This is a genomic window from Candidatus Hydrogenedentota bacterium (assembly GCA_012730045.1).
In the GTDB taxonomy this organism is placed as follows: Bacteria; Hydrogenedentota; Hydrogenedentia; order Hydrogenedentales; family CAITNO01; genus JAAYBR01.
Window position 1 is genome coordinate 1 of the sequence record JAAYBR010000084.1, and the last position, 23958, is coordinate 23958.

Below are 23958 nucleotides of genomic sequence, written 5' to 3' on the forward strand. Positions count from 1 at the left end.
CATCCCCCGGCCGCAAAGAAGCGGCCATCCCCCTCATCGGTGTTTATCGGTGTTCATCGGTGGTTACTTCTCCGCTCCGGCACCGCCCACGCCTGTGGTAGGATGGTCCCGGTTGCACAGTCAGGGAGGACGCCATGGCCACGGGAACAGCAGGTCTCTTTCGTTCGGAGAAGAGCGCCGTCATATTGGTGGGCGCGGCCTCGGGCACCCTCGCCGTCTTCGACATGATGACTGCCAGACATGGCCTGCCCGACTTTCCCATCAGGCCCTTTGCGTTTCAGGCGGCGTTCTTCCTCGGGCCCGTGCTAGCCCACCGCTCCGTGCTTCGCCTGTGCCTTGCGGTGGCGCTCTCTCTTGCAACGGTCTTTCTTCCCCTATTCCTGCCCCTGCTTTTCATCAATGGAAGGGAGGAGTTGCCACTCAGCGTGTGGAGCGGGCTGTGGCAAGTAATAGGCGTTCCCTGGTATGACGATATCCCCATGACGTGGCAGCAACGGGCGGCGATAAACTTCAGCGGCGGCATGGTCTGGCTGAACATCGGATTCTTGCTTGTGCGGTGGCGTCCCGGGACCGGGACGACATTCGGACGGCGCGCCCGCGCCGTCGCGTTGGCCGTTGCCGCCGGAACGGTGGTGGCTCTGGCGCTTTTCCGGATGAGCTGGGCCGCCAAGGTCTCGGGCACCTTCTGCCACCCGCTTTACACCACCCCCGAGCTTGCCCTCTCCCTCGTGACCTACTTCCTCATCTTCCCTCTGACCCCCCTGGTCACCCTCTCGGTCCACGACGCCCTCACCCGCGTCTTGCGGGACGATCCCTCCCCCTCCCCGACGGCGGACGCAAATACCGGGCAACGTCCTCAATAGCGCAAATTCCAAGGCCGACACAAGTGGACATCTTTCCGGACATATTTTGCCTCATATTAACCAATCTTGCATTGCATCCCATTTTATGGCAAGATATTGCGTGATTCAGAAACTGGACATAAAGAGGGACATTCATGCGGACATACGAGCGGACACACCCATGGATATCTTTCCGGTTTGACTTGGGGCGGGCGCACCCGCAGTTGTGGCTCGGCTTGGGGGAGGCCGTGTCCAAGTGCGAGCACATCTCGCGCGTTCCGCTCCGCCCCTCCACGGCGGAGACCCTTCACAGGATTTACCTTGCGAAGGGGGTCGCCGCCACCACGGCCATAGAGGGAAACACCCTCTCGGAGGCCGAAGTGCTCAGGATGGTCGAAGGGGAGCGGCCTGTTGCCCCCTCGAAGCAATACCTGGGACAGGAGGTGGACAACGTCATTGCGGTCTGCAACTCCATCGGCCGGGACGTTGCGGAGGGCACGCTGCCCAGCCTGACCCTGGAGCTGCTCTGCGGCTATAACCGCAAACTGCTGAACGCGCTTCCCGCGGGCGAGGGGGTGGTGCCGGGGGAAATGCGAACCCATTCCGTGGTGGTGGGCAGCGTGTACCGGGGCGCTCCGGCGAACGACTGCGCGTACCTGGTGGACCGCCTTTGCTCGTGGCTGGACGGCCCCGATTTCGAGGCGCCTCCCGGGCTGGAGACGGTGTATGCCGTCATCAAGGCCGTGGTCGCGCACCTGTATCTCGCCTGGATACACCCCTTCGGCGACGGCAATGGCCGCGTGGCGCGGCTGCTTGAGTTCCATATCCTGCTTGCGGCGGGCATCCCCTCGCCGGCGGCACACCTGCTGAGCAACCACTACAACCAAACCCGGAGCGAGTACTACAGGCAGTTGGAGTATGCCAGCAAGTCGGGGGGGGACATCCTTCCTTTTCTGGCGTATGCGGTCCAGGGGTTTGTGGACGGACTGCGGGAGCAGCTTGAGTACATTTGGACGCAGCAATGGGACGTGGTGTGGCGGAACTACGTCCATGAGGCCTTCAAGAACAAGACCGGGGAAAGCCAGGACCGCCAGCGAAAGCTGGTGCTGGATTTGGGCGCCCACGAGGAATGGATTGACGTGGGAAAGGTGGTCGAGCTCACGCCGCGATTGGCCAAGGCCTATGCGAAGAAGACAACGAAGACTGCGCAGCGCGATTTGAACGCCCTGGTTAAGATGAATCTCGTGGAGCGCAAGGGAAAGCGTGTTCGCGCGCGGCGTGAAGTCATCCGTCAGTTTCTGCCGCTGCGGAGCCAGAACAAGCCCCCATCAGGAACGAAGGAAGACTGACCCTTTGCTGGGGGCGAGAAATCTCCGCTCAGTGCGCCGCAGCGCCCCCGCTCCTCATCACTGGGTTCTGGGGCTTTTCAAAATGAACTGTGGCCGTTTGCGGGCGTCCGCGTCCCCCGGCGCGCGCGGCGGCGGTCTTCCTCCTCTTCCCATGACTCCCATGCTTCCCATAACTCCCATCCCTTCTCCCCCGTTGATTTTCTGCGCCGTCTTCTTCATCATGTCCCTGCGCCGGGTCTGCCGGCGTGAGAAGGAGACGGCGCATGTGTCTTAAGAGGTTCGTTTTCGCGGCCGCGGCGCTGGGGCTGCTTCTTCTTGGCGGCATCGCTTCGTCGGCGGAGGGGGACCCCGGCCGCGCCCGCGTGCTGGAGGGGATGCAGCGGGTGATGGGTCCGCTGCCGGGCGCGGACTGCATCGTGCCGCCGGACGTGAAGGTGTTGGAGGAGACGGACTTTCCGGCGTACACGCAGCGGCGGATCACCTTCGCTGTGGAGCTATGGGACCGCCTGCCCGCTTGCCTGCTGATTCCCAAGGGTCTGAAGGGCCGCGCGCCGGCGGTGCTTTGCCTCCACCCCACCTCGTCCCTGGGCAAGGACGTGGTCACGGGGCGGGGCGGGGGCACGAACCGCAACTACGCGCAGGAGCTGGCGGAGTGCGGCTTTGTCACCCTGGCGCCGGACTACCCCGGGTTTGGCGACTACGGGGATGCCCGCCGGGAGCTGTACGCCCGGGGCTACAAAAGCGCCAGCATGAAGGGCATCTGGAACCACATGCGCTGTGTGGACCTGCTCCGGTCGCTGCCCGAGGCGGACCCGGAGAGGATCGGCTGCATCGGGCACTCCCTCGGCGGCCACAACACGCTCTTCCTCGCCGTCTTCGACCCGCGCGTCCGGGTGGCCGTCACGAGCTGCGGCTTCACCTCCTTCGCCGACTACTACGGCGGCGACCTCACCGGCTGGACCCATGACGGCTACATGCCCGCCATCGCGTCGGAGTTCGGCAAGGACCCCGCGCGCATGCCCTTCGACTTCCCGGAGCTGCTGGCCGCCCTCGCCCCGCGCCCGCTGTTCATCAACGCCCCCCTGCGCGATGAAAACTTCGACGTGTCGGGCGTGCGCCGCTGCGTCGCGGCGGCGCAAACCGTCTACACCCGGCTCGGCGCGGCGGACGCCCTCCGCGCCGAGTATCCCGACGATGCGCACGACTTCCCCGACGCCGTCCGCGCGCAAGCCTACGCCTTCCTCGGGGAGCACCTGAACCGGCGCTGACCGGGGGCTGAAACGCGCCGCGGGCGCGTGTGCTATGCTCTCCGGAGGACGGGAGCGCCAGGCCCATGACGGCTGAAAACACAGGCGGAAGACGCGCGCGGCGGACGGCCGCGCTCCGTGCGGGACTCCTCGCGGCGGCGGCGCTTGCCGCCGTTGCGGGGGGCGGCCGCGTGTCCGCCGGCCGGGCGCTCGTGGAGACCGCCTCACTGTCCGCGCTGGGGCAGTCGGCGGCGGTCTACCTGCACACGGTGGACCCCGGCGCGGAGGAGGCGCCGTCCGCGCCGCTGCGCCTGCCGGGGGCCGTGTCCACGGCGCCGCCGCGGCTGCTGCCGGGGGCGGGGGTGTGCCTGGCGGGGAGCGGCCCGGACACCGTGCCGCGGCATCCCGAACCCGGATTTCCCGACACGGCGGGCTCGCTGGTGCGCGTGCCGGGGCTGACGCCTGTGGACCTGCTGGCCTTCCGGTCCGAGGCGGGCTGGCGGGAAGTGCCTGCGGCGGCGCACGAGCTGCCGGGCTACGGCCTGCATCTCGCCGTGGTCGCGGGCGTGTTCGGGGAGACGGGGCGCGGGCGCCTGCGCCTGCACACGGTGACGCCGGCGGGCCTCGCCCCGTACATGGAGGAGGAGTGGGCGCTCCCCGGGCGGCCTGCGGGCGTGGTCTTCACGGCGCCCGACCCCGATGTGACAGGCACCCCGATGCCGCTGGTGGCCGCGTTCTGCGCCCCCGCGGACGGCGGGCCGCCCGTGCTGTCGCTGTGCGTTCCCGGGTCGGCGCAGCCGCAGCGGCACCCGCTGCCGGAAGCCCCCGGCTGGGATTCCGCCTGCGGTTTGGCGCGCGCGCTGGCCGTGTCGCCGGGGGGGGGGCTGGTGGCGGCGGTGGTCTCGGGCGCGGCGCTGGACGATCCGTCCGGCGAGCCGTTCAGCCTGGTCTTCTTCTTCGACACTTTCGCGCGCGCCTGGGCGCCCGCGCCCGTGCGCCTGCGGGGCGAGGCGGGGCCGGACGCCCTGCACTTCCTGCGCGGGGACGCCTGCCGCGCGGGCACGACGGTGCCGGGGACGGATTTCGCGTATCTGGCGCGGATGGACGCCGGCGCCGGGGACGAGGGCTGGACCAAGACCGGCGAGGCGGCCCTCACCGGGGCGGCCGAGGGGTTCCTGTTCGCCTCCGTGCCGGACGGCGGGGACACGGCGGCGGTGGCGCTGGGGCGGCGGCTGGAAATCTGGCCGGAGGGGGTCCGGGGCGCGGGGCCGTCGCGCGTCTTCGCCGCGCCGGTGCGCGCCCTCTCATGGGACGGGGACACGCTGCTCGCGGGGGAGGCGTCCCGGGTATACCGGCTGGACCCCGCCACGGCGGAGGGGCCCTCGGTCACCCTGCAATCGGGGCAGGTGACGGCGATTGTGCCGCTGCCGGACACGGGGGAGCCCGGAGACACCCCCGCCGTATCCCCGGCGGCCGCGCCCCACGCCGTGGAGCTGCGCGGGGCGGCGGCGGGCCGCGAACTGCGCGCGCTGAACATCGCGGCGCCCCCGGGGGCCGCGTGGACGGTGGACTACAACGCGGCGGCGATGCCCTGGCTCGTGCTGCATCCCCGCGCGGGCACGGGGCCGGGCACCGTCTACCTGGGGGCGGACCCCGCACGGCTGCCCGCCGGGGCGGCCACGGAGGGCCTCCTCCGGACGCGGGTTGCCGGGGCGGGCGCGGCGGACACGCTGGTGCGCGTGCGGGCGGCGGAGACCCGGGTGGCGCGCATGCTCTGGGTGTGCCCCGGCGGCGGCGCGGCGGACGGCTGGCCCGCCCTGCGGGCGCGGCTCTCCGGCCCCCCCGCGCACCTCTCGCACACGTCCGCGTCCGCGCCGCTTTCGGGCGGCCTCGGGGCATGGCGCGTGGTGGCGGCGAACGCGCGCGCCCTGGCCTCCGGCTACTTCGCGCGGCAGCAGCTCCAGGAGCATGTGTCGGGCGGCGGCGGGCTGCTGGTCATCGGGGGCGAGGCGGACACGGCGCGCGCGCTGGCGCTGTGGCTGGCCCCTTTCGGCATCGCCGTGGGCGCCGAATCCGCCGCCGCCGCGGAGGGCCCGGCCGCCGGCACGCGCGGCGGCCCGCTGCGGTTCTGGCCGGACCTCCCCGCGGGCGGCGCGGTCGGGTTCTCCATGCTCGAACCGGGACCGCGCCCCCCCGGCCGCCCCCTGGCGGACTTCCACCAGATGCGCGGGGCCGAAGGCGGCCCGGCCGTGTTCATGGCGCGCGCCTTCGGCCACGGGCGCGTGGCGGCCCTGTCCTCCCCCGCGCTGCTCGACGCCGCCGAGCGGGGCGACGCGGCGGCCGCGCGCTTTGTGGAGCAGCTGGCGGTGTGGCTGGCGCGCGGGGCCGCGGAGACTGCGGACATGGACGGCGACGGGCTGGCGGACGACTTGGAGGACGTGAACGGGAACGGCGCGCGCGACCCCGGCGAGACCGACTGGCTGCGCGACGACGCCGACGGCGACGGCGTCCCCGACGGCATGGAGGACTGGAACCGCAACGGGGTGGTGGACCCCGGCGAGACGGACCCGCGCAATTCCGACTCCGACGGCGACGGCGTGGGAGACGGGGCGGACCCCGACCCCGCGCCGGTCTACGGCACCCCCTACATCGCCGCGGTGGAGCCCCCCTCCGGCCCGGCCGAGGGCGGGAACATCGTCGCCGTGACGGGTCGCGGGCTGCCCCGCGACGCCGTGCTGTGGTTTGGCGCGCGGCGCGCCGAGTGGAGCCCCGTGCCCGGCGGCGAGGGCGCCCTCGCGCGGGTGCCCGAGAGCGCCGCCGAGGACGGGTCCGTGGACCTCCGGGTCGAGGTGCCCGGCACGGACCTGCGCGGCGTGCTGCCCGGCGGCTACCGCTACACGGAGCGCAGCGCCGTGTCCGGGCGGCTTGCGCCCGAAGCCTTCCCGGAAGACACGCCCGACGGCGCCCGCGAGGGGCGTCTGCGGGTGATGCTCTCCTTCGACGGCCGCGCGCGGGTCAAGGCCGTGCTGGTCGCGCTGCCCGCGCCCGGGGTGCCCGGCTTCACCTGGCTGCCCGGCGGCGCCGGGGACGGCGTCCGCGCCGAGGTGAACGACGAGGGCGCCCTGGTGCTGCTGGCGGCCTTCCCGACGGCCCGCCCCCTCACCCGCGAGGAGACCGCCTTCGCCACCGTCACCTGGCGGCTGGCCCCCGGCGCGAAGGTGTCCGCGGTGGCCCTGCCCGCCTGGGGCGGCGCGGCCACGGCCGACCACGGCGGCCGCCTCGAAGTGCGCGGCGCGGCCGCCCTGCGGGTGACCCCGTAGCGGGGGGAATCCGGGTTGCCGCCCCAGTTTGCGTTCCGCGCCGGAGGTATGCTAAACCCCTCTCCAAGCCCGAGCCAAGGAGTCCCCACATGAACCCCGCGTCCCTTCCCCGGTTCCTTTCCGTCCTTCTCATTCTTGTCCTGGCGGCGGCCGCCGGGCATGCCGGCGCGCCGGTGCGCACGGCGCTGGACGACTATGTGGAGAAGCCGGACGCCTCGTACGGGTGGTCGCTGCACAGCACGGAACCGGTCTACGGGCTGGACGGGTCGGGGCCGCAGATCGGCACGCTGTATGTCCTGAACATGACGTCGCAGACGTGGCGGACCACGGCGGACTTCGCCTCAACGAGCCCGAACAAGGAGCTGTGGCGGCATTTCCTGCACATTGTGGTGCCGTACAACGCGGACCCCAGCACCTGCCTGCTGATCGTCGAGGGCGGCAGCAACAGCAGCACGCCGAATGACGTGAGCGAGTACGGGTTCCTGTCCGCCATCGTGGGGTGCAGCATCGCCTACCTTCAGTTCGTCCCGAACGAGCCGGTGCGCTTTGCCGGGGAGTCCTCCAACCGCACGGAGGACGCGATCATCTCGTACACCATGGACAAGTACCTGGACCTGTACACGGGCACGGGGCCGCACCCGGACCCGGAATGGCCGCTGTTGCTGCCGATGACGAAGGCGGCCGTGAAGGCCATGGACGCCGTGCAGGAGTTCACCGCGCAGAACACCACCCTGGAGGTGGACCGGTTCGTGGTGGCCGGGGCGTCCAAGCGCGGCTGGACCACCTGGCTGACGGCGGCGGCCGACCCCCAGCGGCGGGTCGTGGGCATTGTGCCCATGGTGATAGACGTGCTGAACATGAACAAGCAGATGACCCACCACAAGAACGCCTACAGCGGCTATCCGCTGAACGACGCGGCCCACTACATCCAGGGCGGCTACTCCACGGCGGTGCGCGACTACACGAACATGAACGTCTTCGACCGGCTTGACACGGACGCCGGCCGCGACCTGGCCCGGATTGTGGACCCCTTCACCTACCGCGACCGCCTGACCATGCCCAAACTGATCATCAACAGCACGGGCGACCAGTTCTTCCTCCCCGACGCCGTCAAGTTCTACTTCGACTACCTGCCCGGGGTCAACCGGATTGTCTACATGCCCAACACCGACCACGGCCTCGGCTTCGACTCCTCCAACCTCGACGCGCTCGGCCCCCTGATCGCGTTTGTCAGCGTGCTCCGACCCGGCAGTGAGGGGAGCATCCCCGACTTCTCGTGGTCCTTCGAGGACGACGGCTCCATCCGCGTGGAGGCGCGCACCCTGCCCGGACAGGTCAAGGTGTGGCAGGCCCACAACCCGGACCAGCGCGATTTCCGCCTGCAGACCTTCGGGCCGCAGTGGACCTCCACCGTCCTCACGGACCCCGAGGGCGACGGCGTGTACATCGCCCCGCCGGAAACCCCCGCCACCGGGTGGCGGGGCTTCTTCATCGAGCTGGACTACGACGGCATCAAACTGTGCTCCGGCCTGCGCGTGGTCCCCGACACCTACCCCCGCGGCCAGGAGCCGCCGGACGTGAAGGCCCCCTCCTTCGTGAACCTGGCCGCCGCGCCCGCATTTGCCCAGGCCGGACAGGAGGTCACGCTCTCTTTCTCCGCCTCGGAGCCCCTGGCGGACCTCCCGGTCGTCACGGTCAACGGGCGGCCCGCCGCCTTCCTGTCCCAGGACGGCCAGGCCTACGCCTTCACCTTCACGGTCGCTCCGGAGGACCCCGAGGGGCTGGCGGAAATCGTCATCGAGGGGACCGACCTGTCGGAGAACTCCGGGGGCACCGCCTTCGACGGGCCCCCGACGGTAATCAGCAGCGACCCCTACGACATCCTCGGCGGCATCCTCATCAACAACAACCGGTCGGCGACCAACAACCGCGCGGTTGCCCTTGCCCTGTGGGCGTCGGCCACCGGCGGCCCCGGCGTGTCGCGCATGCGGTTCAGCAACGACGGCGCGGTCTGGTCCGCCTGGGAGCGCCTGGCGGACTCCCGGGCATACACCCTGCCGGAGGGGCCCGACGGCCACCGCACCGTCCGCGTGCAGTACCTCGACCGGGCCAACGCGCGGTCGCCGGTGTTCAAGGACTATATCCGCCTCGACACGACGCCCCCCTCGGGGACGATCGTGATCAACGGCAACGGCTTCGCCACCCGCTCGCCCGAGGTCACGCTCGGGCTTGCCTGGCAGGACGGGGCCGGCGCGGGCGTGACGCGCATGCGCTTCAGCAACAACGGGTCCACCTGGAGCCCCTGGGAACCCCCGGCGGCGGTCAGGGCCTGGACCCTCGGCGGCACCGCGCCGGGCTACTACACCGTCCGCGTCCAGTACCGCGACGGCGCCGACAACGTCTCGGAGCGCTTCAGCGACTACATCCGCCTCGACCCGTGACAGGGGCCGGTCGGACGGGTCTGACCAGTCGGACAGGTCGGACGGGTCTGACCAGTCGGACGGGACGTTCCCGGGCGCGCGGACCCCTGGGATCGCCGGGCTTCCCCCCGGCCCCTTCCCGGATGCGCGTCGTGCGGGAACCTTGGAATTGCAGGGCAAAAAGGAGTGACGCCATGCGCGCTTTTCTGATTTCGGCCTTTGTTGTGTGCCTTTCCCTTTCGGCCGCGGCCGCGGTTGACCGGCCCGCCGATCCCGTGGTGCTCACGGGCGCGGACGTTCCCTCCCTCCTGGGCATCGCGCCCGGCAGTCTGGTCGCCTTCGCGTTTGACGGGGCGTGGACGCAGATTCCCGTGCAGGTGGACGAGCGGGCGGTCATCAACTTCACGCAGGTGTACAACGGCAGCACCACCTACGGCAGCTTTTCCCGCCTGGACTACACGGACGCGGGCACCTTCACGGGGCCGGACCCGGACACAACGCTGGACGCGGACGATGAGATCGTGTTCATGGTGAAGGACGCCGGGGAGGCCTGCCCCGCGTATGCGGCGGCGCCTGCGGGCGTCGCGGGGGACACGGCGGTTCAGGTCACCCTTACGGATCCGGTGGACGGCGCGGCGGGGGTTGTCTACCTGTTCGCCTCGGACGGCGGGCTGGACCCCGGCGCGGGGAAGAGCTACGTGGACTACGCGTTCAGCCTGAACGCGGGCGAGTACAAGGCCAACTACAAGATCAGCGCTGGCCCCAACCCGGAGGACAGCCTCATCACCACGGACTTCTACGAGCGGCATTTCTCGGACCGGTGGAAGCTGGACGGGCTGCGCGTGTTCGCCGGGGACGCGACGGGTGTGGACATCCTGGACCGGCACAAGAACCTCTTCGCCCCGGGCATCTGCGAACGCAGCGAGGACACCTTCTCCGCCGCCGAGGGCGCCTTCATCATCAACAAGAGCGGCCCGGTGCGCGCGCTGCGCGGCTATGTGGGCGCCAACAGCGGCCCGCGCACCCAGCGGACGCACGCCTTCTACGAGCGGCGCGAGGACGTCATCACCCATCTGCGCGTCCACTCGATCCCGGCGATCATGGACCTCCTCGACTACAGCCCCGAGGCCTCCGGCATGGAGTACCTCAACAACAACATGGACGCGCCTGTCGTCATGGACGGCGTGGTGGACACGGTTCCCGAGGGGCAGATCGCCTGGGAGCTGGCGCGGGGCCCGCAGGGCACGCTCCTCATGCTGCACACCCTGATCACCGACATCGTCGGGATGACGGTCTCGTCCTACTATCTGGACGAGGCCAACGCGGGCACGACCCAGTGCACCGGCGACGCCCACGCCTACGGCCAGAGCGGGCATTTCGTCATCGGCGTGCCGGGAAGCGGGCTGCCGTCCATCCCCAACACGGACCCGAAAACCAGCCCGTTCAAGCTGTTCGGTCTGGGGCGGACCATTTACTACATGCCCCCCGGCATGACGGACGCGGAGGGGCTGCGACTGCTGGTAAACCAGGCAGAGCCCCTGCAGGTTGCCGCGCAGCCCCGCGCGTTTGACACCAGCGCCACCGTGCCCGACCTGTCCGGCATGACGCTGGCGGAGGCCGAGGGTGCCCTGGCCGTGGCTGGGCTCGCCGTCGGCGCCGTCACCGAGGCCTTCAGCGCGACCGCCGCGCCGGGCACAGTGCTTGGCCAGTCCCCGGCGGCGGGGGCCTCCGCGGCCCCCGGGTCCGCCGTGGACCTCACAGTGGCCTACGGCATCACGGGCGGCATCCTCATCAACAACAACCGGTCGGCGACCAACAGCCGCGAAGTCACGCTGTCCCTGTGGGGATCCGCCACCGGCGGCCCCGGCCTGTCGCGGATGCGCTTCAGCAACGACGGGGCCACCTGGTCCCCCTGGGAGCGCCTCGTGGACATCCGGGCGTACACGCTGCCCGAGGGGCCCGACGGCCACCGTACCGTCCGCGTGCAGTACCTCGACCGGGACAACGCGCGGTCGCCGGTGTTCAGGGACTACATCCGCCTCGACACAGCGCCCCCCTCGGGGACCATTGTCATCAACAACGGCCAGTCCGCCACCCGCTCCCCCGAGGTCACCCTTGGTCTGGCCTGGCAGGACGGGGCCGGCGCGGGCGTGACGCGCATGCGCTTCAGCAACAACGGGTCCACCTGGAGCCGCTGGGAGCCCCCTGCGGCGGTCAAGGCCTGGACCCTCGGCGGCACCGCGCCGGGCCACTACACCGTCCGCGTCCAGTACCGCGACGGCGCCGACAACGTCTCGGAGCGCTTCAGCGACTACATCCGCCTCGACCCCTGACAGGGGACCGGTCGGACCGGTCTGACCAGTCAGACGGGTCGGATGGGTTGGACCAGTCAGCCGGGATGTTCCCCGGGCGCGCGGCCCCCTGGGATCGCCGGGCTTCCCCCCGGCCTCTTCCCGGATGCGCGGCGTGCGGGCGCGTTGATCTTGGAACAGCGGGGTGTCCTCCGGCATAATCTCTTGACGGCGGGTGTTCCGCCGGGGTGTCCCGGAAGCCTCCGGGACGGAAAGGCGTGACGGGTGTTCCCTCCCCTGGAAAAATGCCGCGGCGGCGCGGCGTTCCTTGCGGCGCTGTGCGCGGCGGGGGCGGCGTGTCTGGCGGGGTGCGGCAGCGGCGGCCCGGAGACCATTGACCGCGTGGAGCGGGTGCCCGCGGAGGAGCGGATTGCGCCGCCGGTCCTGAAGACTGCGGAGCGGATGGGCCTTGCAGCGCCGGCATCCGGGGGGGCGGCCGCGCCGGCGGGGGCCGGGACGCCGGCGGATCAGATTGCCGCAGGCATGGGGGGCGCGGAAGACCGGGGTTTCACTTGGGAACTGCCGGAGGGGTGGTCGCAGGGGCCGGACAGCCCGATGCGTCTGGCGACCTTCCTTATCGAGAGCGATCCCCTGGCGGAGTGCGTTTTGTCCACCCTTCATGGCGACGCCGGCGGGGTGGAGGCGAACTTGGACCGGTGGCGGTCCCAGATGGGCCAGCCGCCGCTGACAGCGGAGGAGATCGCGGCGCTGCCGCGCTGGCCGGTGCTGGGGGCGGACGCGGCGGTGGTGGAGGCGGCGGGGCCGTACACCTCCATGGGCGGGGGAACGATTGACGACGCCCTGCTGCTGGGGGTGGTCTGCCCGATGGAGGGTCGCACCTTCTTCGTGAAGATGACAGGAACCCGCGCGGCGCTGGAGGCGGAGCGGGAGCGGTTCAAGGCGTTCTGCCTGTCCCTGCGGCCCACCGGGGGGCTGGCCCCATGACCCTGCTGAAAAAGGGATTCCGGTTCCTCGCGTCGTATGAGCTGTCCATCGTGCTGCTGGCGCTGCTGCTCGTGGTGGTGTTTCTGGGCACGGTGGAGCAGGCCCGCATCGGGCTCTACGCCGCGCAGGAAAACTACTTCTACTCCCTGGTCGCGTGGTTCCCCCAGGGCGCGCCCGTGGCCGCGCCGCTGCCGGGGGGCTATCTGCTCTCCGTGCTGCTCTGCGTCAACCTCCTGTGCGGCGGCGTGCTCGCCGCGCCGAAAAGGTGGCGGCGTCCGGGGCTGCTCATCGGCCACGCGGGCGTGCTGATGCTCATGGGCGCGGGCTTCGTGTCCTTCCACCTGGCCGACGAGGGGCACGTGACGCTGTTCGAGGGGCAGTCGTCGGACCGCATGGTGTCGTACCACGAGTGGCAGTTGCAGGTGACGGAGCTGGGGCCGGAGGGGCGGCGCTTCATCCTCCCCCAGGACCGCGTCGAGGAGACGCCGCCCTACCAGTGGAAGGATTTCACGCACCCGGACCTGCCGTTCACCCTGCGGACCGGGCTTTTCCTGCCCAATGCGCGGCCCGTGATGGACGCCGATGCCCCGGCGGACGGGGTGGCGCTGGCGCCGGAGCGCGAGGCGGCGAGCCGGGAAAGCAACCTGCCGGGGATCACCCTGCGGCTGGAGGGGCCCGGCGCGTCGGTGGTGGACGGGATTGTGTGGGCGGGCGAGCAGGCCCCGTGGGTGGCGGAGGTGGGGGGGAGGAAGTACATGTTCCAACTGGCGCGGCGGTCGTGGCCCCTGCCGTTCGTCCTGCGACTGGAAAAATTCACGCATGAGCGGCACCCGGGCACGAGCATTCCGGCGACCTTCTCCAGCGCCCTGACGGTGCGCGAGGCGGGCGCGGAGCGCCAGGTGGACATCCGCATGAACGCGCCGTTCCGACACCGCCCCCACACCTTCTTTCAGGCGTCGTGGGGGCCGCAGGACGCGCGGGAGGGCGAGCCCCTCTACTCCGTGCTGGCCGTCACGCGGAACCCGGCGTCCGACTGGCCCATGCACGCCTCGCTGGTGATTTCGGCGGGGCTGCTGCTGCATTTCGTGCAGGCGCTGCTGGCCCACCTGCGCGCCGAGGCGAAACGGAGGGCGGCGCCATGAAAACCCGCGCGCGCGCCCTGCTCATTCTGCTGGCTGCCGCCGTCGCCGCGCCCGCGCTTGCGGAAACCCCGCGCTGGCCGGAGGAGACCGTGCGGCTGTTCGCCACCCTGCCGGTGCAGGAGGGCGGGCGCGTGAAGCCGCTGGACACATTGGCGCGGTTCACACTCCTGCGGCTCAACGGCATGCGCGTGCTGAAGGCGGAGACGCCGGAGGGTCGCCTGCGCCTCAGCGCGACGGAGTGGCTGCTGGACGTCTTCTTCCGCCCCGAACTGGCGGAGACCTACCGGTGCTTCTCCGTGGAGACGGGCGAGGTGGTGGCGGCGCTGGGCGGCGCGGCGCACACGAAAAAGCGCGACCGCTACTCCTACGCGGAGCTCGCGCCGCACCGGGACAAGCTGATGGAGCTGGCGCGGAAGTACGCGGACACGCCCGCCGAAAAGCGCGGATGGATGGAGAGCCAGATCGTCTCCCTCGGCGAGGCGGTGGTCCTGTTCGAGAATCTCGCGGGGGCCTTTGACGCGCTCCGCCGCCCGCACCGGTTTCCAGCGGACTCCGTTTTCGCCGACGCGTTTCCCGGGGAGGAGGGCGTGCCGCTGAGCGGGATGCTGAAGCGGATGCCCGGCGTGCTCGGGGAAATGCAGGCGCGCCGCGCCGACATGTCCGAGGAGGAGGCGCGGAAAACGGCCCAAGAAGCGGAGTCTTTCTTCACCGCCCTGGAGACGGACCTCGCCGGCGCGTGGAACCTGGCGATCTTCCCCCCGGAGAGTCCGGAGGCGTCCGCGTGGCGCAGTCTGGCCGAGGTGGCCGCGGCGGCCTTCCAGCCGGACGGCCCGCCGTATGCGGAGGACCCGCTGCTGCCGCTGCTCGAGAAACTCGCGGCGGCGCCCCCGGCGTCGGCGGAATTCGCGGAGGCGGCGCGGGCCTTCCAGACGGCATCGGTGGCGCGGGCCGCCGCGCGCGGCGAATACCGCCGGGTGCCGCTGGAGCACTTCTTCTACCGGACGCAGTTCCTCTTCTACAGCCAGTGGCTTTTCGTGCTGGCGTTTCTGGCGTGGGCGCTGACCTGGGCCGCGCCGGGCAGCGTTTGGATGCGGCGCGGCGCGCTGCTCTCGCTGCTGCCGCCGCTGGCGCTGCTGGCCGCGGGCATCACGCTGCGCTGCGTCATCCGGGGCCGGCCCCCCGTGACCACGCTCTACGAGACCGTGCTTTTCACCGCCTTCGTGGCCGTGGGCACCGCCCTCGTGGTGGAGCTGGTGAACCGGCAGCGCATCGCGGGGACCCTCGGCGCGCTCGCGGGGGCGGCGGGGCTCTTCTTCGCCTACCGCTACGAGGCGCGCGAGGCCGTGGACACCATGCCCGCCGTGGTGGCCGTGCTCGACACAAACTTCTGGCTGGCGACGCATGTCACGACCATCGTCGCGGGATACGGCGCGGGGCTCTTCGCGGCCCTGCTGGCCCATGTGTGGATCCTGGGGAGGCTTTTGCGCCTGCGGCGCGACGACGCCGCCTTCTACACCGCCGTCTCGCGCGCGGTCTACGGCGTCCTGTGCTTCTGCCTGCTCTTCTCCGTCATCGGCACCGTGCTCGGCGGCGTGTGGGCCGCCCAGAGCTGGGGCCGGTTCTGGGGCTGGGACCCCAAGGAGAACGGCGCGCTCATGATCGTGCTGTGGGGGCTGGTGCTGCTGCACGCCCGCAAGGGCGGCCATCTGCGCGACTGCGGCATGGCCGCGGGCGCCGTGCTCATGGGAATGATCGTCGTGTTCTCCTGGTGGGGGGTGAACGCCCTCGGGGTGGGCCTCCACAGCTACGGGTTCACCCAGGGCATCTGGCGCAACCTGTTTCTCTTCTGGGGCGGCCAGGGGATCGTGACGCTGGCCGCCTTTGCCCCGTGGACGGCGGGTCCGGGGCCGAAACAGTCCTGACCCGCGGCCGGCCCTTCCGTACCGCCGCCGTCCCGGCGGCCTTGTCTTGGGGTCTCACGCGAGACTGGCGGCCGGGTTGAAGGAACCGGCGCGTCTGCGATACCCTGCGGCAGGCGTGCCCGTCATGGGGACTGGCGCGCGTGGGAGGACCTTCCGATGAAGCACGATGCGCCCGTGATGCTGATGGTCACCAAACACGCCCTGAACGTTTTCGGGGTTCTTACGGTGCTGACGGGGGTGATTGCCGTGGCGACCGGCCCGTCATTGCACACGCTTCTGCCGCTCCTCGCCGGCCTGTGGATGCTCTTTGCCGGGGCGCTGCTTCATCTGGCCACGGCGCTGACCCAGGCGGCCGAGGAATACCTGCGGTGCAAGACCGCCGCGCTGCAGCGGGACGCCGCCAACGACTGAGGCCCTCCGCCGCGTTGCATTCGCGGGGTGGACGCGTATACCTTTTCCGGCATGGGCATCGGTCTTCGCATACGGCTGGCGGTGGTCTGCGCGGCGGCGGTTTCCGCGGCGTCGGCGCAGGAGGCGCGCCCGCTGCTGGCGGGGGCGCTGGCCGGGCCGCTGGCGGGGGCGGACGGGGTGGTCTTCGTGACGCGGCTCCCCTATGACGACCCGCACTGGTACGCGAACATCGGCTACTACTGCGATGACGAGAACCTGAAGGCCTACGCGGGCAACGGGAAACCCGACTGCGGAAAACTCTGCAAGCTTGACCTCCGCACAGGCGCGGTCTCGGTGCTGCTGGACGCGCAGGGGGGCTCGGTGCGCGACCCGCAGGTGCATTACGACGGCGGCAGAATCCTCTTTTCCCTGCGCGGGGCGGGGACGGACCAGTATCACCTCGCGGAGATCAACACAGACGGGTCGGGGCTGCGCATGCTGACCTCCGGTCCCTTCAACGACATTGAGCCGGCCTATCTGCCCGACGGGGACATCGTCTTCGTGTCCACCCGCTGCAACCGGTGGGTGAACTGCTGGAAGACGCAGGTGGGGACGCTTCACCGCTGCGGGCCGGACGGGGCGGGCATCCATCCGGTCTCGGGCAACACGGAGCACGACAACACGCCGTGGGTGATGCCGGACGGCGCGGTGCTCTACACGCGCTGGGAGTATGTGGACCGCAGCCAGGTGGATTTCCACCACCTCTGGACCATGAACCCCGACGGGAGCAGCCAGCGGGTGTTCTATGGAAACATGCGCCCCGGCATCGTCATGATTGACGCCAAGCCGATCCCCGGCACGCGCCGGGTGCTGGCCACCTTCAGCCCCGGACACGGCATCAGCGACCACCGGGGCCCGGTGGCGGTGGTGGACCCCGGGCGCGGCCCGGACGACCCGGACGCCGCCAGGATCATTCTCAACGAAAACGTCCAGGATCCCTACCCGCTGTCGGAGGACTGCTTCCTCGCCGCGCGGGACCGGCAGATCATTCTCTTCGACGCGGCGGGCACCGTGGAGGTGATCCACGAGCACGCGGGGGACGGCGCGATCCACGAGCCGCGCCCCATTCTCCCCCGGCCGCGCGAGCGCGTGTTTCCGCCGGTGAACGCGGCGGACCGGCCCACCGGGGAGCTGCTGCTTGCGGATGTCTACGCGGGCCGCAACATGGCCGGGGTCGCGCGGGGGGACATCAAGGCGTTGCTGGTTCTCGAGCTGCTGCCCAAGCCCGTGAACTTCAGCGGGGGGCCCGACCTCCTGACCTGGCTCGGCACCTTCACGCTTGAGCGCGTCGTGGGCACGGTGCCCGTGGAGGAGGACGGCTCGGCGTATTTCGAGCTGCCCGCGAACCGCTCCTTCTTCTTTGCGGCCCTCGACAAGGACGGCCTCTCCGTCAAGCGCATGCAGAGCTTCGTCAGCGTGGCCCCCGGCGAGCGCCTCGGCTGCGTGGGGTGCCACGAGAGCCGCCTCCAGACCCCCGCCGCCGCCGGGCGCGCCTTTCCCCTCGCCGCGCGCCGCGCGCCGAGCGTGCCCGCGCCCTTTGAGGGGTTTCCCGACGTGGTGGATTTCCCGCGCGACATCCAGCCCGTTCTCGACCGCCGCTGCGTGGAGTGCCACAACTTCACGCGGCGCGAGGGCGGCGTGTGCCTCTCGGGCGACCTGGGGCCGATGTATTCCCACAGTTACTACACGCTTTTCGCGCGCCGCCAGGTGGCCGACGGCCGCAACGGCCTGGGCAACCAGCCCCCGCGCAGCATCGGCACCTCGGCCAGCGCGCTGATGGCCAAGCTGGACGGGAGCCATTACGGCGCGCGGCCGGACGACCATGAGCGGCGCCTGGTCTGGATGTGGATCGAGAGCGGGGCCACCTACGCCGGGACCTACGCCGCCCTGCGCAACGCCGAGGAGCAGACCGCCGTCCGGACGGGGCTGGTGTTTGGCGCGCAGAAGCCCGTGCTCGAGCGCCGCTGCGCGGCCTGCCACGCCCTGGACGCCCCCGCCGACGCGGCGCGCAGGCCCATGCCCTTTGTTCCCGACGCCGACGCGCGCCGGGGGGAGGTCGGCCGTCCCGTCGCCTATCACGAGCGCCTCGTGGTGCCGGACGACCCCCTCGCGCGCTACAGCGCGCACCTGCTGCTGAACCTCACCCGCCCCGAGCACTCAACGCTGCTGCTGGGGCCGCTCGCGCGGGAGGCGGGGGGCTTCGGCGCCTGCGGCGACGTGTTCAAAAACACGGAAGACCCCGACTACCAAAGCCTGCTCGCGGCCCTGTCGGAGTGCAAGGCCGGGGCCGACGCGCGGCCCCGCTACGCCACGCCGGGGTTCCGCCCCAACGCCCAGTACCTCCGCGAGATGAAACGGTTCGGCGTGCTGCCTGCGGGCTTCGATGATGCTGCGGACGCCGTGGATCCGTTTCAGACGGACCAGGCCTACTGGCGGGGGCTGCATGCGGCGGCGCGCCCGGACTGAGCGCGCGCCGGCCCCGCCGGACACACCCCGGGCGTCGGCGGGAATGTCGGAAGGGGGGAAAAATGGTGGGCCGTGCAGGATTCGAACCTGCGACCTTGTGATTAAGAGTCACCTGCTCTACCAGCTGAGCTAACGGCCCCAAAAAAAAGAAATGGAGCGGGAGACGGGACTTGAACCCGCGACGTCAACCTTGGCAAGGTTGCACTCTACCACTGAGTTACTCCCGCTCAACGGGCAACCAAATCGTAACAGAGCCCCGTGCCCTCTGTCAAGTTTCTTCCCGCCCGGCCATTCCCACACCGCCGCACGACCGGAAGAGGGAAGACGCGGCGCGCGGGACTTCTGCGGCCGCAAAGGGGATGCGGGCCGCGCCATCGCACGGAAGGCGCCGTGCCGTCCCCATCCCTGCCCCTTCGGTGGAATGTGGCAGCCCCTAAAACTGCTGTGGGCCGCCTGTCCAGCGGGCCTAGTCCTTCGGGCGGCGACTGTCCATGGCGGCGTCCGATGGCGTTACCGGGGGGGAGGAGACGCCGCACACGGGCATGGAACGGCCTTGGACCGCGCGGCGAAGGCGCATGGCGGGGCGGCAGGCCAAAAAAGGGCTTGACTTTCCAGCCGGTTCATAGTACTATTAGGTCGGACAAAGCGGCTTTTTTAGGTCGTTTTTTCCTGTGCGTTGGCACCCCGTGCGGGTGCCGGGCGTGCGTCGGAGAAGTGTGGATTATATGGTTCAAGAGGCAGAAACCGGTTGGCAGGCAGGCATTGCGAGGCGCGGCGCCGTGAAGCGGTGTTGCGGCGGGATTCGCTGAGTTGCCCAAATCATCACATGAAAGGGATCATCAATGACAAAGCGTGCACTCATCCTAGTTGCGGCGCTCTTGGCCGTGGGGGGGCTCGCCGCCCCGCCCGCCCAGGCGCACCCCTACCTCCGAAGCGACTACTGGCCAAACATGCAGAACATGCTGGTGGATTTCCAGACCCAGCTGGACGCCCTGTTCACCACGTACACGGGGTGTCCGTCGTGGTCCAACAACTGCACGGGCACCTACGGCGCCCAGACGGCGGTCCACAGCCTGGTGGTTGGCCAGAACGGGCCGAGCTGGACCGGCACGGCCGACCACGGTGCCGTGGCTTCGTCTTGGACCTATGAGGCCAAGGGGGTGCCGGACCAGAAGTATCTCGACCTGCTCGAGGAGCTGCTGCGCACGGACACCTGCCCGGTCGGCGTGGCGCCGGCCAATCTGCAGGCCATCCGCAACACCTTCGCCGCCAACCGGGACCGGGCGATTCCGGAGATTACTCTGAACAACGTGCGCCTTCGGGCCACGGTGAACTACATCATCAACATCGACCTGGACACGCATGTGAACATCACGACGGGCGCGGAGAACCAACTTTGCGCAAACGTTTCCCTCATCGGCAACACGTGCTTCGACGTGGACATCCCGTCCCTTGAGAGCATGGTGGACGATGCCAACGAGCGGTTGGACGACCTGGTCCGCAACATGACGGCCGCCTACATGACCGTGGGCGACAGCCGCAGCACTGGCTACTGGAAGTCCTTCATGGGCCGCCTGGCCTTCTCTTTCATCAAGGAACTGCTGCCCGGCCTTCTCGCCAATTTGATGAAGTCGGACGACGGCTCCATGTATGTCGCGACAGACGATCCCGGCGAGGCGCTGATGGCGACACTCTTCATGGCGCTCGCCCATGTTTCAATGGACGCCACCGACGACAAGGCGGCGACGGCCTGCGCCCCCTGGGGGACGGTGAACGACTTCCATCTGGACAAGAACAACGGCCTGCCCGCGCAGATTGACTTCGACGGCGGCAGCATCAAGGACCCGCAGATCGACATTCCCGGCGGGGACCTCTGCAATTCGGTGGCGGCTTTCGCCAACAAATTCGTCGTCGCGGCGGGCGCCTATGCCGGCCTGCCGGACCTGCTGGCCGTGCGCGCGTCCCAGGGCGACCTGAACCAGGACGGCACCCTGAACCGCACCTCCTACACCAACGCGGGCGGCGACGTCGCCGCGTGGAAAATCCGCGAGGGCGCGGCCTTCCCGGACCCGCTGGTCATCACCGCGCAGCCCGTCGGCAACTGGGACAACGATCCCGGCAATCCCGGCAGCCCCCTCATCACCGACGGCCAGTGGACCCTGAGCATTGGCATGCAGTACCCCGCCCCGTACACGGTGGACTGGTATCTGGACGGGGCCGTCGTGGCCACCACGACCACCGGCCTCTCGCGCACCTACACCGGTATTCCCTGGGGCACCCACACCGCCAAGGCGGTGATCAAGGGACAGTGCGGCGTCACGGATGTCGAGACCGACACCGTGGCCATCAAGTCGCTGCCGCCCCTGGCGGTCTCCGCGCAGCCCCCGTCCCGCATCGCCATCACGGAGGGGGAGTACTACGATGACTACCCCGTCGGCGGCACCATCTCCGACGCCTCCGGCCTTTCCTATCAGTGGTTCCGCAAGGTCGGCGGGGCCACCGATTTCGCCGAGTACTCCTTGCCGAACAACAACGGCAACCTCCTGATCCCCGAGGACATATTCAGTCCCGACGGCGCGGTGGTCGCCGATTCGGGCTTCTATTTCTGCCGCATCACCTCCAGTGCCTGGGGGCACTCGGTGGACTCGCAGGTCACCCGCATCACGGTCTCCAGCTTCCCCGCCGAGGTGTACGACCCCTTCGCGCAGTCAGGGCCGTCGGGCACCCTTAATGCGGTTTCCGGGGACACCATCACCATTGCCACTGATGGCACTCCCGAGTTGCGGGTGAACGGTGTGCTTGTCCGCCAGGGCGAGGTCGGCGCGGCCGAAATCGGGGACGGCGTGGCCGTGTTCCGTTTTGACTCCATCAATGTGGCTGCCGGCGTGACCGTTACGGCCTCGGGCAGTCGTCCCCTATCCATCCTCTCCGCCAGTGACATGGTATGGGATGCGGCGTTCACCGTCACACCGGGAACGCTCGGCGGCGGCACCGGCGGCGCCGCCGGAACCGGCGGTGCCGGAGCGGCGTCCAATGCGGCCGGCGGCACTGGTGGTCTCGGCGGTCCCGGCGGGAATGGCGGTGTGGGCAGCACACAGGACAACGTGTCAACAGCGGGCAATGCGGGGCATGTTGGCGGGTCTGGTGGCACGGGTAACACCGGCGGCACCGGCGCAGACGGCACGGCCGGGACGGCCGGGGCGCTCGGGTTCAATGAACTCGCCAGCCTTCCAGGCGCGGCGGGATCAGCGGGAATCCTCGTGAGTTCCAACGGCGGCGCGGGCCGCGCCGGTGCCGGTGGCGGTGCCGGCGGTTCCGCTGCGCCCACGAACGGCGACAACGTTGGGGCTGGCGGCGGCACCGGTTCGGCTGGTACCGCGCAGACCACTGCCGCCACCGCAGGGGGGGGCGGGACACCCGGGACTAACGGGGGCAGCGCCGAGTGGTCCCTGAAATCGCAGGACTCCTACCTCAAATTGACTCTGCAGGCCGGCATGGGCGGCGGCGGTGGTGGCGGCGGCGCGGGTGGTGGCGGCGGCGGCGGCGGCGGCGGCGGCGGCGGTGGTGGTGGTGGTGGTGGCGGCGGCGGCGGCGCGGCTGATGTTGACGACAGTGGATGGGACTACGGCAAAGCCTCCGGCGGCGGTGGTGGTGGTGGAGGGGGACGTGCTACGGCCGCCACGGTGGGCGGTAACGGAACCGGAAGCGTAAGATGGTGGGGGAACCCCCCCAACATGCCTTTGGGAGGAAGTTATGGAGTCGGCGCATTGGCCGATAATTCTGCTTCCACGGTAAGCAAGGGAGGTTCGGGAGGTTCGGGCGGCACGGGTGGTGCCGGTGGTGCTGGCGGTGTCGGCGGTGCCGGTGGCGGTGCCCTGATCCTCGGAGCGGCCGGGGTCACGCGCTATGCCGGAACGGTGAACATCTCCTCGGGTACGTATGGAACGGGTGTTGCCGGACAGGCGGGCGGCGCGGGGAATCCGGGCGGCACCGGACAGGCTGGCACCGCCGGTGCTAACGGCGGCGCGGGGGCGACTGCGGATGAGGCTACATCCAAGGCAGGCGGCAAGGGTGGCACAAGCGGCGCGGGCGGTTCCGGCGGCTCTGGCGGCCAGGGCGGCACGGGCGGTTCCGGCGGTTCCGGCGGTTCCGGCCTGCCGGGCATGCTGAAGTTGCAGGGCACCGTGGTGCTGGGATCTGCGGGCTCCGTGACGGTCGCCGCCGTCGCGAGTACGGACGTCAAGCACCGCGGTATGTTCACAGCTGTCAGCAATGCCAACAACAGCACTTTCTATAACACCTACACGAAACCCCTTGGGACGGGTCCAACGGTGCGCGCCGGTGTCGTGAAAAATGAAGCGGTGTTGCAGTCGGCAAACGACTTCGTGCTCGACACGGGAGTCGCGCAGGACACGCCGCTCATCGGCGAGATGGCCAGCGGTCCGGCGGCAGTCTGCGGCTGGCTCCAGCCCACTTTTTGGAACAAGGGGATTGAGTTCCCGTTCACCGATCCGCTGGCGGCCACGGCTGTTCAGCGCAAGAGTGTTCAGGACGCATCGAAGAACTTCAATGGTTTCCGCCAGATATTCATTGAGAACCAGGGCGCGACGGCCATGACGGGCGTGACGCTGAAGATCTCGTCGAACCCGGCGCAGCTCCTCAAGGGCGCGGGCCAGGCGGCCGGCACCCTCGAGGCAGGCCAGGTGTGGACTACTGCGGGTGCCGGATTCTCCGCCGCTGAGGTCGTGGTCGGCTTCGTTCCGACGATCGCGGTGGACCCGGTGCTGGTCACGGTGGAGTGCACGGACCTGTTCGACGAGGCGGCCGCGATGGCGGGCGTGACGGCGCAGGACGTGAAGTACACCGGCGCCCCGGCGGTCTTGACGGTCGCGATGGCGGGCTTTGACGCCGTCAACACGGCGGTCCCGGGCGACTATGTGATCACCTACACCGCGACGGACGACGACGGGTTCACGGCCACGGAGACGCGGACGGTCCGGGTGGCGGACACGCAGAACCCGACGTTTGACGGCGTGCCGCGGACGCCCACCCTGTACAAGGAAGTGGCGTTCACGGAGGACATGGCGCGCGCCGGGGTGGTCACGGACGACGTGTGCAACCCGGTCCTGCCGGCCTTCGACGTGAACGTGTACGCCGCGGACGACGTGGCGTTCGCCACGCCGCTGGGCTTCCCGCTGCTGGACAATGCCGCGCCGGCGTATCCGGTGACCTACCAGGTCCGCTACACGGTGATGGACCCCTCGGGCAACATGGCCGAGGCGGTGGACACCCTGACGCTGGTGGATGACCCGCCGCCGGTGATCACGCTGGTGGGCGCCGACCCGTTCATCATCGAGTGTCCGGAAGAGTACATTGATCCGGGCGCGACGGCGGTGGACAATGAGAACCCCGGCGTGACCATTGAGGTCGAGGTTACCGGGTTGCCGGTGGCCACCACGGTGCCCGGCACGGTGCACACGGTGACCTACCGCGCGCAGGATCCG

At 70.0% G+C, this 23958-nt stretch carries 11 protein-coding genes, 2 tRNA genes and 1 pseudogene; 12 read left to right on the forward strand and 2 right to left on the reverse strand.

Features of this window, described 5'->3' with window-relative positions; genetic code table 11:
- Positions 1–134 precede the first annotated feature (134 nt).
- From GXY15_08590 to GXY15_08640, 11 genes are all read left to right on the forward strand, one after another.
- Positions 135–863 (forward strand): hypothetical protein, encoded by a 729-nt coding sequence (locus GXY15_08590; protein ID NLV41273.1) that lies wholly within the window; start codon positions 135–137, stop codon positions 861–863.
- A gap of 134 nt (positions 864–997) precedes the next feature.
- Entirely contained in the window at positions 998–2191 is a 1194-nt protein-coding gene (locus GXY15_08595; protein NLV41274.1) for a Fic family protein, read from the forward strand.
- A gap of 263 nt (positions 2192–2454) precedes the next feature.
- Complete coding sequence (locus GXY15_08600) at positions 2455–3459, forward strand: alpha/beta fold hydrolase (protein NLV41275.1); 1005 nt, start codon at positions 2455–2457, stop codon at positions 3457–3459.
- 65 nt (positions 3460–3524) lie between these two features.
- Positions 3525–6758, forward strand: a complete 3234-nt coding sequence (locus GXY15_08605; GenBank protein ID NLV41276.1) for a hypothetical protein — start codon at positions 3525–3527, stop codon at positions 6756–6758.
- 89 nt (positions 6759–6847) lie between these two features.
- Complete coding sequence (locus GXY15_08610; GenBank protein ID NLV41277.1) at positions 6848–9199, forward strand: hypothetical protein; 2352 nt, start codon at positions 6848–6850, stop codon at positions 9197–9199.
- 173 nt (positions 9200–9372) lie between these two features.
- Entirely contained in the window at positions 9373–11511 is a 2139-nt protein-coding gene (locus GXY15_08615; GenBank protein NLV41278.1) for a PASTA domain-containing protein, read from the forward strand.
- Positions 11512–11754: 243 nt separating this feature from the next.
- The gene (locus GXY15_08620) at positions 11755–12474 is read left to right on the forward strand and encodes a hypothetical protein (protein NLV41279.1); all 720 of its coding nucleotides are present in this window, start codon (positions 11755–11757) and stop codon (positions 12472–12474) included.
- The gene (locus tag GXY15_08625; protein ID NLV41280.1) at positions 12471–13616 is read left to right on the forward strand and encodes a cytochrome c biogenesis protein ResB; all 1146 of its coding nucleotides are present in this window, start codon (positions 12471–12473) and stop codon (positions 13614–13616) included. Before GXY15_08620 ends, GXY15_08625 begins: the two co-directional genes overlap by 4 nt.
- The gene (gene ccsA, locus GXY15_08630) at positions 13613–15538 is read left to right on the forward strand and encodes a cytochrome c biogenesis protein CcsA (GenBank protein NLV41281.1); all 1926 of its coding nucleotides are present in this window, start codon (positions 13613–13615) and stop codon (positions 15536–15538) included. The genes GXY15_08625 and ccsA overlap by 4 nt, the downstream gene beginning before the upstream one ends.
- Before the next feature lie 156 nt (positions 15539–15694).
- On the forward strand, positions 15695–15949 hold the full coding sequence (locus GXY15_08635) for a hypothetical protein (protein ID NLV41282.1): 255 nt from the start codon (positions 15695–15697) through the stop codon (positions 15947–15949).
- Positions 15950–16000: 51 nt separating this feature from the next.
- Entirely contained in the window at positions 16001–18454 is a 2454-nt protein-coding gene (locus GXY15_08640; protein NLV41283.1) for a hypothetical protein, read from the forward strand.
- Between the two features lie 63 nt (positions 18455–18517).
- Here GXY15_08640 and GXY15_08645 read toward each other — a convergent pair.
- Positions 18518–18593, reverse strand: a tRNA-Lys gene (locus GXY15_08645).
- A 13-nt stretch (positions 18594–18606) separates the two neighbouring features.
- A tRNA-Gly gene (locus GXY15_08650) sits at positions 18607–18681 on the reverse strand.
- 3936 nt (positions 18682–22617) lie between these two features.
- Between GXY15_08650 and GXY15_08655 the strand changes: the two are divergent.
- Positions 22618–23457: pseudogene (locus GXY15_08655) on the forward strand (DUF5011 domain-containing protein).
- The last annotated feature ends 501 nt before the right edge of the window (positions 23458–23958 follow it).

What these genes read in the sequence shown, in the direction of transcription:
- GXY15_08640 (NLV41283.1), top strand. Translation starts at nt 16,001, where the DNA reads ATGGGCATCGGTCTTCGCATACGGCTGGCGGTGGTCTGCGCGGCGGCG.
- GXY15_08635 (NLV41282.1), top strand. Translation starts at nt 15,695, where the DNA reads ATGAAGCACGATGCGCCCGTGATGCTGATGGTCACCAAACACGCCCTG.
- ccsA (NLV41281.1), top strand. Translation starts at nt 13,613, where the DNA reads ATGAAAACCCGCGCGCGCGCCCTGCTCATTCTGCTGGCTGCCGCCGTC.
- GXY15_08600 (NLV41275.1), top strand. Translation starts at nt 2,455, where the DNA reads ATGTGTCTTAAGAGGTTCGTTTTCGCGGCCGCGGCGCTGGGGCTGCTT.
- GXY15_08610 (NLV41277.1), top strand. Translation starts at nt 6,848, where the DNA reads ATGAACCCCGCGTCCCTTCCCCGGTTCCTTTCCGTCCTTCTCATTCTT.
- GXY15_08595 (NLV41274.1), top strand. Translation starts at nt 998, where the DNA reads ATGCGGACATACGAGCGGACACACCCATGGATATCTTTCCGGTTTGAC.
- GXY15_08625 (NLV41280.1), top strand. Translation starts at nt 12,471, where the DNA reads ATGACCCTGCTGAAAAAGGGATTCCGGTTCCTCGCGTCGTATGAGCTG.
- GXY15_08605 (NLV41276.1), top strand. Translation starts at nt 3,525, where the DNA reads ATGACGGCTGAAAACACAGGCGGAAGACGCGCGCGGCGGACGGCCGCG.
- GXY15_08615 (NLV41278.1), top strand. Translation starts at nt 9,373, where the DNA reads ATGCGCGCTTTTCTGATTTCGGCCTTTGTTGTGTGCCTTTCCCTTTCG.
- GXY15_08590 (NLV41273.1), top strand. Translation starts at nt 135, where the DNA reads ATGGCCACGGGAACAGCAGGTCTCTTTCGTTCGGAGAAGAGCGCCGTC.